Raw genomic sequence first — 17,003 nt, 5'->3', positions numbered from 1 at the left:
CAGGTTTTGATCTTGATCCATGAAATTTAGTTGACCGAAATCAAACGTTGTCTACCAAAAAATACAAAAGGTAGACGGATTTGTCAATACAGTAAAATAAAAAAAAGAGAACCACATTGTGATTCTCTTAATTTGGTTGCGAGGACACGACTCGAACGTGCGACCTCCGGGTTATGAGCCCGACGAGCTACCTACTGCTCTACCTCGCGATATTGTGGTGCAAAGATACATATTTTTCGATACAAGTCAAGTTTATAAGCATATTTTATAATTAATAATTATTTATTATTGATTTTCAATGAGTTAAGGTTTTTAACTTCTTTTAACTATAAAAATAGTTGTACGAGCGGAAATTAATTCTAAATTTGTATTACTAAGTTTTTAGTGATATAAGATTGATTGTTTTCAAAAGTAAAGATTATGAATAAGTTAACCAAAGCAGAAGAGCAGGTGATGCAATATCTTTGGCGGATACAGAAAGGATTCTTGAAAGACGTTTTAGAATTGTTTCCTGAGCCAAAACCGCATACGAATACGATTTCCACAATCCTTAAGATCCTTATGGAGAAAGGCTTTGTAAGTCATAAGACCTTTGGTAGACAACATGAATACTTCCCCCTTATAAGTAAAGAGAACTACAGCGGCAGGTCTATCAAAAGTCTAGTGAAAAACTATTTCGAAGGTTCTTATACAAATGCTGTTTCATTTTTGGTAGAAAAAAATGAGATCAGTGTAAAAGATCTGGAACTTTTGTTGGATGAACTAAAAAATAAGGACTAATGGAAGCTTTTATGTTTTATTTGGGCAAGATGATCCTGTGTTCAGGGGTGATGTTTGCTTACTATTTGTTATTCTTAAAGGATAAAACATTTCACCATTACAATCGTTTTTACCTTTTACTGACGGTCATTATCAGCTTGGTTCTGCCACTGATAAAGGTTTCGTATTTCACCATAGAGACCAACCAGAACTTTTATTTGTTGCTAAGTCAACTCAATCAAAATCAATTACAAAAATCAACCAATGATCTCACTATTTATCAAATTCTTTATGCAATTATTGGAGTGGTTTCAATCATTCTTTTAGTTATATTAATATTAGGAATTACGAAAATCCAATCTATCAAAAATAAGTTCCCGAACGAGACGATAGAAGGAATCAAATTTTATCAAACGAACTTAAACAACGCACCATTTTCATTCTTCAGAAACCTGTTCTGGAAGCAGTCCATTCAATTGGATTCGCCTGTAGGACAGCAGATCTTGAAGCACGAGATGGTTCATATCCAACAAAAACACAGCTGGGACAAACTCCTGATGCAGACCGTAAAATCGGTATTCTGGTTCAATCCCGTGTTTTATTTTATCAACAAAGAAATCAATCTTATTCACGAATACTTGGCGGACGACAAGGCAGTGAAAAAAGCTGACACGAGAGCATTTGCGCAGATGCTTTTGGAGAGTCATTTCTCTGGGTCGGTCATTCCTGTCACGAGTCCTTTTTTATCATCTAACCTCAAAAAAAGACTTAAAATGCTTACAAAAAACCAAACCAAGTACAGCTACACACGCAAACTTTTTGCGCTACCAATTTTATTCTTTATGGTTTTTGCCTATATGGTGAATGCCAAGAATAAAGAGATCACTGAAACTAACAAAGCAATTGAAATTGCTGTAAATGAACTGAAAAATGACACGATAAAACCTCAAACTTCCGAGCTTGACAGTTTATCAGCGGAACACCAGACACAAACGAGAGTTTATTCTGAAGCTTTGCAGGAAGATCATCTGAAAATGTCAGTCATTAGTAAAAAAATGGCTGAGAAGGGTAAAGAGTTGTCAGCGCTTAAAAAAGCTAAAAAAGACGAGACGCCAGAATACAAAGCTTTGGAGAAAGATTTGGAAACGCTTGCTGGTCAAATGGAAAATATTGTGACATCTGACAATTACAAAAACAATATTAAAGGATTGGAGAACAATGCGGAAGCGGTAGCAAAAATTTATGATTCTCCGGAATTTAAAAAAAGAATCGCCGATGTAGAAAAGAAAGCGAAAGAAACGGAAGCCTATTACAATTCTCCGAAATTCAAGAAAAAAATTGCCGATGTGGAAAAGAAAGCGAAAGAAACGGAAGCCTATTACAATTCTTCGGAATTCAAGAAAAAAATAGCCGATGTAGAAAAGAAAGCCAAAGAAACAGAAGCGTTTTATAATTCTCCAGAATTCAAAAAAAGAATTGCCGATGCTGAGAAATTAGCCCAAATGACTTCTGATAATATTGGAAAGATGTACAGTGAGGCAGAGTTTGAGAAAATGATCACGGATAAATATGGAAAAGATGCTTTTATAGACGGATCTGTTAGATATTTAAAAGACGATTATAATTTTCCAAAATTTGACAGCTTTAACCAAAACTTCAACTTCAGTTGGTCCGACAGTGGTTTTGATTCAGCTAAATCGAATTTATCTCCGAAAGAACTGAAAAAGCTTGAGAAAAAAAGAAAAGAGCTGCAAAAGAAACAAAATGAATTATTAGAAGAGCAAAAGAAACTTCAGAAGAAACAACAGGAATTGAACAAGGAAGCGCGCCAAAATAATCCGTGGGCGGTAACCTTTAATTCTAGACCAGATCAACTGACAGTGTCTACTCCCAAAAAAAACCTGATGTTTATAAATCCGCCGCGGCGAATTGTAAGAAGTAATCAGGATAAAAGGGAAGCTGCTCAAAATTCATCAACACGTACTATTAAAGCTGATAAAATTAAGTTGTTTAATATGTCTGATTCATCTAACACGTCTTCCTTTTCGGATTCTGATAAGACAGCAGTTTTCATTAATGGTAAATTGGCTAGTTGGACAGAGTTTGATAGATTAGATCAAAATGGTATTGCGTCAGTTAATGTCTATAAATCCAACCGAGTTAATAAAGTGGAAGTTATCACAAAATAAAATCAGTTTAACACTTTAGCCGGTCCGCCGGCTTTTTTATGACATTACATTATGAGAAAAATCTTTTTACTTTTTATTCTTTTCGGAACTTTGGCCTTGGCTCAAAACAAACGTTTTATTTATGAATACAAACTGATTCCAGATTCCACCGACGTTTCTGATGTTAAAACCGAAATGATGTATCTGGACACGTCAAAAGATGGCTCCAAGTACTACAGTTACACAGTTTTCAATTCCGATTCGTTGATGAAGGCTGATCTGGAAAAACAATTGGCGGCTACAGGTTCTATTAATGTGAGGTCTGATATGCAAAAAGGTAATGTCCGTTACAAAGTGACCAAAACTTATCCGGATTACAAAACTTACATTCACAGAAGGTTGTCCATGGACGCCTACAAAGTTTCCGAGAACCGAAAGATCAACTGGAAGATCTCATCCAAAAAGGAAAAAATTGGAGAATGGAATGCTCAAAAAGCTGAAGCTGATTTCGCTGGCAGGCATTGGACCGCTTGGTTTTCTACAGAAATCCCGATTCAGGATGGGCCATACAAATTCCAAGGTTTGCCTGGATTGATCGTCAAGATCGAAGACAAAACTGGTTCCCACAGAATGGAACTGAGAGGAATCAGGAACATCACTGGCGAACTAGATATCAATGTTTTTGAGGCAAAGGAAGTTGCCATCAATTCAAAGCAATTCCAGAAAGTATTGAAAGAATATGAGAATGATCCCACTAAAGGTATCAAACAGATGCAAATGGGCGGCGCAAATATTATAATGACAGGAAAAGATGGCGACAGTGCTAGATTTGCAAAAGAGCAGGAGGACCGTTTGAAAGCCCAGATCAAAAAAGATAATAACAGAATTGAGCTGGATATTGTTAGATGATATGGTCGAATTAAAAAAGTGAAACCACGCTTATTATCAATTTCCTTTTTACACAATAAAAAAAACGCCACTGGAAAGTGGCGTTTTGTATGATATTAAATAGATGATTTTTTCTTAAGCTCATCACGGATCTCAGCTAGCAAAACATCTGTAGATGATGGCCCTGCTGGAGCAGCTTCTGGTTTTTTGTTCACTTTGTTCGCCACTTTGATCAGCCAGAACAGAACGAATGCGATCACCAAGAAACTGATAATTGAAGATAGGAAATTACCATAAGTAACGCCGTTCCAAGATAGTTCTTTGATGTTCTCGGCACCGGCCGCTTTCAATGCTGGTGTCAGTAATAGTGGCGTGATCACATCATCAACCAATGATTTTACAATGGCACCAAATGCACCACCAATGATCACACCGACTGCAAGGTCTACTACATTCCCTTTGAAGGCAAACTCTTTAAATTCTTTTACAAATCCCATAGTTGTATTTTTTTATAGTTAGTTATTAACAAAAATATAATTTTTTTATTTAAAACAGTTTATTTTTTGATATTCTGTAATGCTTTAAATATTTAAATTTGATGATAATTAGATTCTTACTATGAAAATCCTAACTGCACAACAGATCAGAGATTGCGATTCTGCAACCATCGAAAAAGGAATTTCGTCTGTCAATTTGATGGAGAAAGCAGCGAGAGCTTGTGTAGAATGGATTGAAATCAACTTTAGGACAACGCACAAATTTCTGATTTTCTGTGGCAACGGAAACAATGGTGGCGACGGATTGGCAATGGCAAGACTGCTTTACGAAAAGGGATTGGATATAGAGGTTTTCATTGATAAAAACAATAAAGGGTTTTCTTCCGATGCCAATGTCAATCTCAAAAGAATCAAGCATATCAACGGAATCGATATCAAGAGTTTTTCTGATTTTTCGATGACTAATAAAGACAAAACTGTTATCATTGATGCATTTTTCGGTTACGGATTGAATCGCAAATTGTCAGGCGAAATGAAAAATATTGTCGAGAAACTGAACCTAACAAAGATCCCAAAAATCTCTATCGATATGCCGAGTGGATTGTTTGCGGATAAAATCGTTGAGAAAGATTCAACAGTGTTCAAAGCTGATTTTACATTGACCTTCCAATTCTACAAAAGAAGTTTCCTGCATCCGGAAACCGGAACGTTCTGTGGTAAGATAGAAGTTCTGGATATTGGTCTGGATGAAGATTTTATTGATGAAATTGAAACCGATTATTTCGTTATCGATGAAGATTTGATCAAAACTATTTACAAACCTCGGGAAGAGTTCAGCAACAAAGGAACTTTCGGGAAGAGTATTTTGGTGGGCGGGAGCTATGGCAAGATAGGAGCTGTTCTGATGTCAACATTGTCAGCGTTGAAGACCGGAAGCGGCTTAACTTTCACAATCGCTCCCGAATGCGGAAATATGATCATACAATCACAAGTGCCAGAAGCCATGTTCATGGGTTCTGGCGAAAGATACATTGATGAAATTGGGATCCAGGAAAAAGCAGTCTACGGCATTGGACCTGGTTTTGGAAAAGAAGAAAAGACCCAGAAAGCCTTGTTTGATTTCCTTAAAGCGTATAAAGATCCAGTAGTTTTAGACGCCGATGCACTCAATATTCTGGCCGAGACTGGTAACATTAAATCAATTCCAAAAAACTCGGTCATCACACCACATCCTTTGGAATTTGAAAGGTTGTTTGGCAAGACTGAGAATTCTTTTGAAAGGTTAGAATTAGCAAAAGAAAAAGCAGCAGAATTACAAATTTTCATCTTGCTGAAAGACCATCATACAGCAGTCATTACACCCGACAAAAGGGTCTTCTACAATGTCACTGGAAATTCCGGAATGGCAAAGGGCGGAAGCGGCGATGTGCTGACAGGGATTTTAACGTCACTCATGTCTCAAAAATACGAGATCGAAAAAGCCTGTATCTTCGGTGTTTGGCTTCACGGAAAAGCAGGCGATCTGGCGGCTGAGGAATTCTCAAAAGAATCGATGTTGCCAACGGACCTGGTCCAGAAAATAGGAGAGGTCTTCAAATCCCTTTTGGACTAATGCGTCCATCTTGACCGCCCGAACAAAGATGTGTTGACCACCCGAACAAAGACTTGTTGACTGCCCGAGCAAAGGTTTGTTGACCACCCGGTCAAGGGTATGTTGACTGCCCGGACAAGATGGCATATCTGCGTAAAATATCGAAAAGCCGACGCCTTACTTCATTTTTGACTTCAGCATATACAAAACACCAACTTCTGTTTCTGATAGATTCTCGTTTTTCTTCAAAAGTCTTTTGATCTCTTTCTGGAAATAATGAACGGTATAGCCATTTTTATAATGCTCAAAAATCCTCGGGTCGATGTAGGAGTCTCTTGCGACGGAAGGCGTATTTCCTAATTTTTCCGATACGCCGACAATGGCATTTCTGATTCTTTTTTTAAGTTCTTTCTGCTGTTTTGCTTCACAGATTCCCAGTTCGTCCAGGATTCCGGCAGCGATCATCGTCCCTGCCCAGGTCCGGAAATCTTTTGCTGAAAATTCTACGCCCATTATTTCCCGGATATAGTCGTTCAGGTCCTGACTTTCTACTGTGATCAGATTGTTATCTTTATCATAATACTTGAACAGTCTGTAGCCAGGCAATTCTTCCAGATCGGAGATCACTTTTGTCAATTTGGAATTGATGATATGTTTCTCTTGGAATTTCCCCGATTTCCCTTTGTAAGAAAATATCATTTCGTCTCCTTCGATCGTCAAATGTTTCTTTCGGATGGTCGTCAATCCATAACTTTGGTTTTGTTGTGTGTATTTCGGGCTACCCGGGCGGAAATAGGCAGAATCTAAGAGCCTTACCATCGTTGCCAAGACCTTTTCACGTGTCATTTTTTTCTTTCTGAGATGTTGTCCTGTCACGCGTCGCATGTGCTCCAGGTTTTCTGCGAATTGGAGTATTCTGTCAAATTTATCAGCGTCTTTCTTTGCCCGGAATTTGGGATTGTAGATATACTGTTTCCTGCCTTTTTGGTCTCTTCCAATGGCGAGGATCTTCGCACTTTTATTGGTGGTGATCTCTACATCCGTCCATGCAGGTGGGATGACGAGTGATTGGATATATTCTATCTTTTCCTTGTCTTTTAGCTTTTCTTGTTTATTGGTGATATAGGAAAAATTCTTGCCAGAAACCTGTCGTGTTAATTTCATGATTTTGATTTGGTGATTCCTTAAACAATTAAAATGCCGATTTTATATTTTACTTCAAGTGGTCGTCAAATAAAGATGATCTCAGGCTTTTATGATTTTATTAACAGAGATAAAGACCGCTTATTAAGGGAAAATTTCTATTTTAGCAAAAATTTTATTGATGCCAAAGACAGTTGACGATTTTAATAAAAGCAGACTCAGATCCAGTAATATTACTGTGGTCATCAGTATTTCACTGGTTTTATTCCTTGTAGGATTATTTGGATTAATATTGATCAATGCTCAGAAATATTCAGATTATATCAAGGAACAATTGGTCGTGGAAGCTTACTTTGATGAGTATCTCGACCCACGAGATTCCGCAAAAACGTTGAAGTTCCAAGAGGAGACTTTTGCAAAGATCAAAGAGCAGAACTACGTGAAGCAAGCAAGATATATCTCCAAACAACAGGCAACTGTGCTGGCGAAGAAACAATTGGGTATCGATGCCGACGCCCTTTTCGAGGAAGATATTTTCCCTGCCTCTGTAGAAGTGACTTTGAAGCCAGAGTTTGTAGATCCTGCAAAAATTGACGGCGTGGTGACACAGCTGAAAGCCATTCAAGGCATAAAAGATGTCGCCAATGACAACCAGTTGACCATCGATGTTTACAACAACCTGAACAGGATCCTGACCTGGATCTTGGCATTTTCAATCTTATTCTTGATCGTGGCGATTGTCTTAATTAATAATTCAATTAGACTGAAGATATTCTCTAAGAGGTTCATCATCAAAACGATGCAGTTAGTTGGAGCGAAGCGTAGGTTTATTCTGATGCCGTTCATAAAAGAAGCGCTAATTCTTGGATTGATCGGGTCTTTCATTGGACTGTTGGCTTTGGGCGGACTTTGGTATTACTTTACAAGCCAGATCGGAACGCCTTTCGTACAGGACACAAATCAATATGTTTTCCTTGTGATCATCATTTTGCTGGTAGGTGTTTTCATTACCGTTGCAAGTACTATCTTTGCAACCTGGAGATTCTTACGAAGCAACGTGGATGACCTTTATTATTCTTAAAATGGCTAAAAAAACAAATAAATATTCTGCGGATCAGTATGGTAAAGCCACTGAAACTGTAGAGAAAAAAGCATTCTATTTCGGGAGCAAGAATTTCAAATTGATGTTAATTGGTTTGGGATTGATTTTCCTAGGGTTTATCCTGATGATGGGAGCAGATGCTAATACAACTCCTGATGGTAAGTTTGATCCGAATTATTGGAATGAGGATATCTTCTCTTTCAGAAGGATCAGATTGGCACCACTTCTTGTAATTGCAGGATTTGTGATCCAGATCGTTGCGATATTGAAAAGGAATAAAGATTAAAATTTAAATTAAATACAAATACAAACTTTGTCTTGGTAACCAACTGAGACAAAGTTTTTTTTAATAAAACTAAGGAACAATGGATTTAGTCAAAGCGATCATCATTGCGATCATAGAAGGTCTTACAGAATATCTTCCCATCTCTTCAACCGCTCACATGGGTTTTGCTGCTAGTCTGATGGGATTGGAGGAAACCGAATTCCTTAAGATGTTTCAGGTTTCTATTCAGTTTGGGGCGATACTTTCCGTGGTTGTGGCTTATGGCAAAAAGTTCTTTGATTTCAGCAATCTTCAGTTTTATTACAAATTAGCGTTTGCTGTGATGCCGGCTTTGATCATTGGCTTCTTCCTCGATGATATGATTGAATCTGTTTTAGGGAATCAGATCGCTATTTCATCGGTTTTAGTTTTAGGCGGTGTTGTTTTACTGTTCGCAGACAGCTGGTTCAAGAATCCTGTTGTCCACGACGAGAAAGAGATTACCATCAAAAAAGCAGTGACCATCGGTTTTTGGCAATGCTTGGCGATGATGCCGGGAACGAGTAGGAGTGCTGCATCCATCATCGGTGGAATGGCGCAAGGCTTATCCAGAAAAGCAGCAGCTGAGTTTTCATTTTTCCTCGCAGTTCCTACGATGTTGGCAGTAACGCTATATTCTGTTTTTGTAAAAACCTGGGGTAAGGAAACGCCAAATCCACAGAAAGGTTACGAGATGATCTTACAATCTCAGGACCATATCTTGATCTTTATCGTTGGGAATATTGTAGCATTTGTTGTAGCTTGGATTGCGATCAAATCGTTTATCAGTCTATTAAATAAATACGGTTTCAAACCTTGGGGTTGGTACAGGATCGTGGTTGGGATAGCGTTGTTGGTTTATTTTTATTGGTTTAAATAAAATTATTTGGGCAGCTATTTCCGTCTTCCATTCCCAATCTTTTTGCCTTGGTTTTTCCAGCGTCAAAAAAGGATTTCCATTCAAGCCAGACTACATATGATTCTCTGTGATATGAATTTTTAAAGATTCTCAAAACCTCAAAACCTCAAACTCTCAACTCTCCAACTCTCCAACTCAAAATGACAGCAGAAGACCTACAATCCGGACACATATTTCTATTGGACAAACCTTTGGATTGGACCTCTTTTCAAGCTGTCAATAAGCTGAAGTATAAACTCAAAAATGAGTTTAAGGAATTACCAAAGAAATTCAAAATTGGTCATGCGGGAACTTTGGATCCACGGGCAACAGGATTACTGATTGTCTGCACAGGGAAATTCACCAAGAGAATCCCGGAAATTCAGGACGCTCCAAAAGAATATTGGACAGAAATCAAAATTGGCGTTCAGACCGAATCTTATGACACCGAAAAACCCGAAATCTTTCAAACAGATTATTCCCACATTACCGAGGAACTGGTTCGTGACGCTTTAGCAAAATTCATTGGAGAGATCGATCAGAAACCACCAGTCTTTTCAGCACTAAAAATCGATGGAAAACGGGCTTATGACTTGGCAAGAGCCGGTGCAGAAGTGGAAATGAAATCCCGGAAGACCACGATCCATTATCTAAATGATATAGAGATCAATTTGCCTTACGTTTCTTTTACCGTTGGTTGTAGCAAGGGAACATACATCAGAAGTTTGGCGCACGACATTGGCCAGGAACTTGGCGTTGGCGCTTATCTTACGCAGCTTAGACGTACAAAAATCGGAGATTATTCTGTGAACGATGCAACTGCAGATTTCATCAATGATGATTTTATAATTTCTTAATATCATAGAAGCGGATGAATAGAAATTTACTAGTTTTAACTGTGTTGTTTTCAGTTATTGTGTTTGGACAATCACCTGAAAATAGAAGTAAAACAATGGGTTTTTACATCAGTCCAAATTTGCAAATTGGATACAATTTAGGTAATTCGATAAAAGAGGATCAAAATCGGGATTCGCCTTATTATCAGCAATATGTTGCGCCTTATCTTCCTAATGATTTTACTTACGGCATTGGTGTGGTTGGTGGTTACCATATTTTACCATTTTTCGCTCTGGGAACAGGACTCAAGTATAATTATGTTTCCGACAATCTTCACCTGTTGAATTGGACGATCCAACCAAAATTCATATTTGGAAGGGCAGAAGGCAAGTTCATTGTCGAGTTTGAGTACGGAAAACAATTCAACCAATCCAACATCAATAATACCCATTATTTCGGAGGGAAAATTGGCTATCAGGATTCTTTCTCCAGAAACTTGCTTCAGGAAAGCGGATTGTTTATTTACAGATATAGCTCTGGCGTTTCCAACGCTTATTTTATTGGTTTATCGTTCGGTGCAACTGTGTTTAGCAATAGGAAATATACAGTTTACGGTGTACATTAAAGACAATAATTACCAGAAATAAATATTTTATTTATTTTATTTGCATTCATTTGTTTAAATTCGAAGGTAATTGATGAAAATGATGCATGTGCTGTTCTTTTTCTATAATGGTGTTTAAATATGATAATTTGATTGATTTTGATATTTCCTTGTGTTATTCATAGATTTAATGTATTTTAGCTGTTCGTTTAAAATAAACGTTTAATTAATTATTTTATTTTATGAAAAAAATTCTATTTTCTTTAATTGCGACTTCAGCAATGTTCTATTCGGTAAATGCGCAGACAACAAGTTATTCTTTTGAAACATCAGAAGGTTTCTCAGTAGCTGATATTCTTGGACAAAAATCGAATGTGAACACATTCTTGGATACAGAGGTTTCTGTTGCTGGTGTTGCAGCAGTAAGTTCAGAAAGAGCTTCAAGTGGTGTAAATTCAGTTAAAATCACAAATAGTGATGAAATGCTACAAAGTGGAATTTACATAACTTCTTTGCCTGCATACGCTAAAACAACCTTTTCTTGTGACGTTTTCGTTCCGGAATTCGGTGGTTCTGACAATCTGATAGCCCTCTTTACGACTGACGGAGGCTTGGCGAATGTAAACTTTAATTATCAAGGAAATGTTAGAGTGGCTAATTTTTCAACTTCATTATATGAGACTGTTGCAACCTATACTGCAAATACTTGGTATAATTTGAGAGTTGATATCGATTTTCCTGCAAAGCAAGTGAAATACTATTTGAACAATACTTTGATTCAAACCGCTACAACTACAAGAACTGGAACTACATTAGAAGAGCTTGATTTTATCATCGATAATTTCGGTTCTGATGCTTATTTTGACAACGTACAATTTAGAGATACTTCAACTTTGGCGACTTCAGAAGTTTCTAAAAAAGATATGTTCCGAGTTTATCCAAACCCAACTGTTGATGTTGTAAACTTTGAAGTAGCTGGAAAGATCAATTCTGTAGAGGTTTATGATGCTGCTGGAAAATTAGTAAAAACTGCTAACGACGGCGCCAAATCTATCAATGTATCTGCTTTGAGCAAAGGAAACTATGTTGTAAAAGTGAAAACAGAAGATGCTTCTTACACTAAAAAAGTGATCAAGAAATAATCTGTTTCTTTTTAATTCATCTAGAGCTCCACTTCAATAGTGGAGCTTTTTTGTTGTATTAAGTTGTGATAAAGCATATTTTTGCAAAAGATTTAGAAAGCTTGGAAAAAATTAGAATCAATAAATATTTGTCAGAAGTAGGGTTTTGCTCCAGAAGAGCAGCTGATAAACTTTTGGAGGAAGACAGAATCACAGTCAATGGCGTAGTGCCGGAAATGGGAACCAAGGTTTCTGACGATGACGAGATCTTCGTTGATGGAAAGACCATTAGAAAACCGAAAGATGAAGACTTTGTTTACATCGCTTTCAACAAGCCTGTGGGAATCGTTTGTACGACGGATACGAAACGGGAAAAGAACAATATTGTTGATTTCATCAACCATCCAAAAAGGATTTTCCCAATTGGAAGGTTGGACAAACCAAGTGAAGGATTGATTCTCCTGACTTCTGATGGTGATATCGTCAACAAGATCCTGAGAGCCAGGAACAACCACGAGAAGGAATATTTTGTCCGAGTCAACAAACCGATCACAGAGAAGTTTCTCGAGAAAATGAGAAATGGCGTTCCGATTCTTGACACAATTACAAAGAAGTGCGAAGTCGAAAAAATAGATACTATGAACTTCAGGATTGTCCTCACACAAGGTCTCAACAGGCAGATCCGCAGAATGTGTGAATATCTGGATTATGAGGTCAAAAAATTAAAAAGAGTCCGGATCATGAATATCAAACTTGATCTTCCAGTCGGAAAATGGCGTGATCTCACAGCCGAAGAAATGACAGAACTGAATGGACTACTAGAGGATTCCAGCAAGACCTTTGAGTAATTTTCTACCAAACTGGAAATTATTTATCTCTCGCAGATCATTCATGTGAAGCTAATAATTTCTTTTTTGTATATGTACTGCCCGATTTGCTGAATCTGCGAGATTTTGAAATCATTAATTTTCAACTATCAACTATCAACTATCAATTGTCACTTATCATTGATAATATAAAGTCTCATCTTTTCTTCATATTCAGGTTTTAGTTTCAAAAATTTCCAGATCTTCTTATCATCAGGATTTGTGATTCGATAGTAGATAATTTTATCTGCAGAGAACTTAAAATACGGATGTTTTTTCAGCCAGTCTTCAGGAGCGTTTGCTAGTGTGTATTTTGTAACATTAGAATTATCAAGTTTCGCTGTATAGGTCAGTTTTTCGCCCAAAGCTCTATCGATCTCGTAGGTTTCCAATAATTGATTTTTATTCATGAATCCGCCAAGTTTCTTTCTGAAAGCCAATATTCCTGCAGCATCTTTTTCCGTGAATCCAAATTCTCGAAGTTGTTTAAAACTGATCTCATTGAGATTGGTCTTTCCAAAATCCGTTTTTTCCGAGATGACTTGTTTTTCCTCACTTGTTTTTGCTTTTTCAGGAGTAGAAAGTTTGATCCATGGCTTCATCTCTTCGAATTTTTCTTTCGAAATCACAAAACATCTTTCGATATCATCCAAAGATTTAAAACTTCCCCGGAGATTCTTTTCTCGATAATTTATGATGACATTCGCTTGTTTCTCAGAAAATCCTAACGCTTGCCATTGTTCATGATTCAATTCGTTTGGGTCAAAGTAGTTGTGGATTTTCGCTATTTCTTTTTCTTTCTTTTTCTCGAATTTAGTAGCGAGGTTTTCAGGTGTTTTGGCTGCCAGAATAAGGTAAGGTGACATTTGTGAAAATTGGTCATCATTGATGATAAAGCATTCCTTCAGTTTTTCTTTACTGATGAAGCTTCCGCCAAGATAATTTTTATATTTCAATATGGCCGCTGCTTGCTTCTCAGAAAAGCCGAGATCTTCCCAATCGGTTTGAGAATAATTGTCGGGATTGAATTTCCCTTTGATGTTCAGCTTTTTCTTTTCAAAAGTTTTATAAGTGTAGTTCTCCTTTTTAGCTTCATAGTTTGTGTCAGGAAGTAAAATGTAGTTTTTGAGCTGCTCATATTTCTCGGGAGAAACCGCGTAACATTTCTTGAATTGCTCTTTGGAACTGAAATTTCCGCCAACCACTTCTTTATATTTCAAGATCGTTTTGACCTGCTTTTCTGTGAAGCCCAGGTTTCTCCATTGACTTTCATCCAGTTCATTTGGATTGAATTCCGTAAGGATGATTTCCGACTTGGTTTCCGAAATGAAATTAATGACAGGCTTTTCGTAATGTTGATTCTTCTTGTAAAATGAAAACCCAACTTGTGCCAGGATAATTAGAATTCCGAATATAGCAAGGCTGAAAAGCTGCCTCTTCCGAATCTGGAAAGGTAATTTCTGATTCATCTTCTGTGTTTTAACCAAAGTTAAATAAAATGAATCAAATATTGATCAATTGAATAAAAAAAACTTTAAACTAGTCGTTAAGTGAATTTTTAAGTTTCAGAAGTTCTGCTTTAATGAATTCTAATCTGTCAATGATGGTGATGGTTTCCGAGATTTTGGAGTTGGTTGTCAGCGCCACTCGAGCACCATCCAAAGTATAACCTTTTTCTTTGACGAGGTGGTAGATGATCTTCAGATTCTCTATGTCGGAAGGTGTGAAGTAGCGGTTTCCCTTTTTGTTTTTCTTCGGTTTGATAATAGGAAATTCCTGTTCCCAATAGCGGATCAGAGAAGTATTAACGTCGAAGGCTTTCGCAACTTCGCCGATAGAATAATAGAGTTTGTCCGGAAGATTGAGTTTCATTGTTTTGATCGAATTTTCAAAGATAATTATTTTTAATTCTTTTACACAAATTGTATCTTGCAACTTTAGAATTTACAGTATGAAAAGTTTTTGGAAGCTTGGTTATGTGGCATTTTTGATGATCTTGATGAATTGCAAAGTTCAGAATACAAGTGAGAAATTATTTGAAGTTCCACCAACAGTTCTTTCGAGTCAATTTACTTTTACAGAAGGTCCGGCTTCCGATAAAGAAGGAAATGTCTATTTCACGGACCAACCGAATGACAAGATCTATTTCTGGAACTGGAAAACCAATAAGGTGGAGCTTTTTCTTGCCAAAACAGGACGGGCCAACGGAACTTATTTCGATAAAAACGATAACCTGATCACTTGCTCTGATGACAATGGCGAGATCTGGAAGATCAATAAGGATAAAGAGATCCAGGTTTTATCACAAGGTTTCGAAGGCAAAAGACTGAATGGCCCCAATGACCTTTGGATCGATAAATTTGGCGGGATCTATTTCACGGATCCTTTGTACGAAAGGGATTATTGGAAAAATTTCAAAGCTGAGATTCCTGAGAAAAATCTGTATTATAGAAATCAAAACGGAACGATCACAAAACTGGAAACCTTTGTCCAACCCAACGGAATTGTGGGTAGCCAGAAACTCAAAAAACTATATGTTTCCGATATCAATGCCGGAAAAACTTATGTTTATCAAATTTTAGGAGAAGGCAAACTTTCAGAAAAGAAATTGTTCTGCGAAATGGGATCAGACGGAATGACGCTTGATAGTCAGGGAAATCTTTACCTCACAGGAAAAGACGTGACGATTTTCAATAACAAAGGAGAAAAAATAATCAACATTCCGATCGAGGAAGAGTGGACCTCGAACGTGACTTTTGGTGGGAAAAATAATTCAACATTATTCATTACCGCTTCAAATTCTGTTTACGCTTTGTCAATGAACGTTTCCGGGATCCAATAAAAAAGATCGCTTATTAATAAGCGATCTCTATTTTTACTTTCTTGCCTTTCAACTTTTCGTTGGCTAGTTTTTTCAGCAATTCGATGGTCTTTTTACGATTGACAGCGACGTAAGAAGTGGTGTCCTTGACTTCGATCAAACCAATGTCATCTTTCTCAAGTTCTCCTTTTTTGATGAGGTAACCTACGATGTCTACTTTGTTCACCTTGTCTTTTTTTCCGGCACTGATGTATATCGTCTGGTTCGGTGTTCTTTCTGGAACACGGTTGCTTTCCGAAACGTTTTCTTCCGGCGTATTGCTTTTGATGAATGGGAAATTCTCGTCCTCGGTCATGATTAAATAAGCAAAACCTTTCGCGTTCATTCTTGCAGTTCGTCCGTTTCTGTGGATGAACGCATCTTCTTTTGGAGGTAATTGATAATGAACGATGGATTCTACTTCGGGAACGTCCAAACCTCTTGAGGCCAGATCTGTTGTGATCAATATTCTTGCCGAGTCATTTCTGAATTTTAGCAAAGCGCGCTCACGCTCGTCCTGTTCCATTCCACCGTGAAAGGTTTCTCTCTGGATTCCTTTTTCTCTTAGTAATTCTGAGATCCTATCAACGGCATCTCGGTGATTGCAAAAGATCAAAGTTCTTTTGTTCCCGATTTTACAGATCAATTGGAACAATGTATTCAACTTATCTTCGGAAGTCGTCATCACTTTTCGAAGTTGGATGTTTGGTTTTGATTCGTTTTCTTTAAGGAAATTGATCTTCTTTTCATTGTCCAGTTCTACAAATCTCGGGATGTTGTCCATCACAGTTGCAGAAGTCAGGATTCTTTGAGAAAGACCTGTCAAAGACCCAATGATGTATTCCATATCCTCTTGGAAGCCTAGTTCCAAAGCTTTGTCGAACTCGTCCAAAACCAAAGTTTTGATTGTTTCCGGATCGAAGTTTTCGTTTTTCAAATGGTAAGCAATTCTTCCTGGTGTTCCTATCAGAACTGCTGGTGCCTCAATCAAGTTATTGACCTCGATTTTTTTGTCGTGACCACCATAAGCGATAGAAACTTTGAAATCTGTTCCCATCGATTTGAAAACCTGCTCGATCTGCAAAGCCAATTCTCTAGCCGGAACTAATATCAAAGCTTGAATTCCTTTAACATCTGTTTTTAAATTCCTGAGAACAGGAAACAGAAAAGCTAAAGTTTTTCCGGAACCTGTTGGAGACAACAAAATAATGTCGGTTTCGTTTTCTGAAGCGGTGTATGTAGATTTCTGCATTTGATTCATATCCTGAATCTGCAGTTTTTCGAATATCGGTTGTAATTCCATTTTGCAAAGATAAGAGATTTGGAAGATGGTTGAAAATTCTAAATTGCATTGTCTAGTTAAAT

At 37.4% G+C, this 17,003-nt stretch carries 17 protein-coding genes and 1 tRNA gene; 12 read left to right on the top strand and 6 right to left on the bottom strand.

The window, feature by feature from the left end; translation table 11 throughout:
* Nucleotides 1–133: 133 nt before the first annotated feature.
* A tRNA-Met gene (locus AXA65_RS15075) sits at nucleotides 134–209 on the bottom strand.
* A gap of 211 nt (nucleotides 210–420) precedes the next feature.
* On the opposite strand from AXA65_RS15075, the gene AXA65_RS15070 reads away from it, so the two are divergent.
* Genes AXA65_RS15070 through AXA65_RS15060 form a run of 3 tightly spaced genes read left to right on the top strand, consistent with a single transcriptional unit; the run spans nucleotide 421 to nucleotide 3,836 of the window.
* Nucleotides 421–780 (top strand): BlaI/MecI/CopY family transcriptional regulator, encoded by a 360-nt coding sequence (locus AXA65_RS15070; protein WP_063970901.1) that lies wholly within the window; start codon nucleotides 421–423, stop codon nucleotides 778–780.
* Nucleotides 780–2,948, top strand: a complete 2,169-nt coding sequence (locus tag AXA65_RS15065; protein WP_063970900.1) for a M56 family metallopeptidase — start codon at nucleotides 780–782, stop codon at nucleotides 2,946–2,948. Before AXA65_RS15070 ends, AXA65_RS15065 begins: the two co-directional genes overlap by 1 nt.
* Before the next feature lie 51 nt (nucleotides 2,949–2,999).
* Nucleotides 3,000–3,836 carry a GLPGLI family protein gene (locus tag AXA65_RS15060; protein ID WP_063970899.1) on the top strand — a complete coding sequence of 279 codons (837 nt, stop codon included), beginning with the start codon at nucleotides 3,000–3,002 and terminating at the stop codon, nucleotides 3,834–3,836.
* Between the two features lie 95 nt (nucleotides 3,837–3,931).
* Here the strand turns inward: AXA65_RS15060 and mscL are convergent, their stop codons facing one another.
* Nucleotides 3,932–4,312, bottom strand: a complete 381-nt coding sequence (gene mscL, locus AXA65_RS15055; protein ID WP_063970898.1) for a large conductance mechanosensitive channel protein MscL — start codon at nucleotides 4,310–4,312, stop codon at nucleotides 3,932–3,934.
* Nucleotides 4,313–4,433: 121 nt separating this feature from the next.
* On the opposite strand from mscL, the gene AXA65_RS15050 reads away from it, so the two are divergent.
* Complete coding sequence (locus AXA65_RS15050; RefSeq protein WP_063970897.1) at nucleotides 4,434–5,924, top strand: bifunctional ADP-dependent NAD(P)H-hydrate dehydratase/NAD(P)H-hydrate epimerase; 1,491 nt, start codon at nucleotides 4,434–4,436, stop codon at nucleotides 5,922–5,924.
* Nucleotides 5,925–6,080: 156 nt separating this feature from the next.
* On the opposite strand, the gene AXA65_RS15045 is transcribed toward AXA65_RS15050, so the two are convergent.
* The gene (locus AXA65_RS15045) at nucleotides 6,081–7,067 is read right to left on the bottom strand and encodes a DNA topoisomerase IB (protein WP_063970896.1); all 987 of its coding nucleotides are present in this window, start codon (nucleotides 7,065–7,067) and stop codon (nucleotides 6,081–6,083) included.
* 160 nt (nucleotides 7,068–7,227) lie between these two features.
* On the opposite strand from AXA65_RS15045, the gene AXA65_RS15040 reads away from it, so the two are divergent.
* From AXA65_RS15040 to rluF, 7 genes are all read left to right on the top strand, one after another.
* Nucleotides 7,228–8,127 (top strand): cell division protein FtsX, encoded by a 900-nt coding sequence (locus AXA65_RS15040; protein WP_063970895.1) that lies wholly within the window; start codon nucleotides 7,228–7,230, stop codon nucleotides 8,125–8,127.
* Between the two features lies 1 nt (nucleotide 8,128).
* A complete protein-coding gene (locus AXA65_RS15035) occupies nucleotides 8,129–8,434 on the top strand; it encodes a DUF3098 domain-containing protein (protein ID WP_063970905.1) in 306 nt (101 codons plus the stop codon).
* Between the two features lie 79 nt (nucleotides 8,435–8,513).
* A complete protein-coding gene (locus tag AXA65_RS15030) occupies nucleotides 8,514–9,332 on the top strand; it encodes an undecaprenyl-diphosphate phosphatase (protein ID WP_063970894.1) in 819 nt (272 codons plus the stop codon).
* Nucleotides 9,333–9,511: 179 nt separating this feature from the next.
* Nucleotides 9,512–10,207: a tRNA pseudouridine(55) synthase TruB gene (gene truB / locus AXA65_RS15025; RefSeq protein WP_063970893.1), complete on the top strand. Its 696-nt coding sequence runs from the start codon at nucleotides 9,512–9,514 to the stop codon at nucleotides 10,205–10,207.
* Nucleotides 10,208–10,302: 95 nt separating this feature from the next.
* A complete protein-coding gene (locus AXA65_RS15020) occupies nucleotides 10,303–10,812 on the top strand; it encodes a hypothetical protein (protein WP_063970892.1) in 510 nt (169 codons plus the stop codon).
* A 221-nt stretch (nucleotides 10,813–11,033) separates the two neighbouring features.
* A complete protein-coding gene (locus AXA65_RS15015; RefSeq protein ID WP_063970891.1) occupies nucleotides 11,034–11,933 on the top strand; it encodes a T9SS type A sorting domain-containing protein in 900 nt (299 codons plus the stop codon).
* Nucleotides 11,934–12,034: 101 nt separating this feature from the next.
* On the top strand, nucleotides 12,035–12,760 hold the full coding sequence (gene rluF, locus AXA65_RS15010; protein ID WP_063970904.1) for a 23S rRNA pseudouridine(2604) synthase RluF: 726 nt from the start codon (nucleotides 12,035–12,037) through the stop codon (nucleotides 12,758–12,760).
* Between the two features lie 149 nt (nucleotides 12,761–12,909).
* On the opposite strand, the gene AXA65_RS15005 is transcribed toward rluF, so the two are convergent.
* Both AXA65_RS15005 and AXA65_RS15000 read right to left on the bottom strand, forming a co-directional pair.
* Nucleotides 12,910–14,247, bottom strand: a complete 1,338-nt coding sequence (locus AXA65_RS15005; protein ID WP_063970890.1) for a helix-hairpin-helix domain-containing protein — start codon at nucleotides 14,245–14,247, stop codon at nucleotides 12,910–12,912.
* 70 nt (nucleotides 14,248–14,317) lie between these two features.
* Nucleotides 14,318–14,650, bottom strand: a complete 333-nt coding sequence (locus AXA65_RS15000) for a MerR family transcriptional regulator (RefSeq protein ID WP_063970903.1) — start codon at nucleotides 14,648–14,650, stop codon at nucleotides 14,318–14,320.
* Between the two features lie 79 nt (nucleotides 14,651–14,729).
* Here AXA65_RS15000 and AXA65_RS14995 point away from each other — a divergent pair, with 79 nt between their 5' ends.
* The gene (locus AXA65_RS14995) at nucleotides 14,730–15,620 is read left to right on the top strand and encodes an SMP-30/gluconolactonase/LRE family protein (RefSeq protein WP_063970889.1); all 891 of its coding nucleotides are present in this window, start codon (nucleotides 14,730–14,732) and stop codon (nucleotides 15,618–15,620) included.
* Nucleotides 15,621–15,633: 13 nt separating this feature from the next.
* Here AXA65_RS14995 and AXA65_RS14990 read toward each other — a convergent pair whose 3' ends face one another.
* A complete protein-coding gene (locus AXA65_RS14990) occupies nucleotides 15,634–16,941 on the bottom strand; it encodes a DEAD/DEAH box helicase (RefSeq protein WP_063970888.1) in 1,308 nt (435 codons plus the stop codon).
* Between the last annotated feature and the right edge of the window lie 62 nt (nucleotides 16,942–17,003).

The sequence above is a fragment of the Chryseobacterium sp. FP211-J200 genome (assembly GCF_001643375.1).
Taxonomy (GTDB): Bacteria; Bacteroidota; Bacteroidia; order Flavobacteriales; family Weeksellaceae; genus Epilithonimonas; species Epilithonimonas ginsengisoli.
This window is presented reverse-complemented; position numbering and strand designations above follow the sequence as displayed.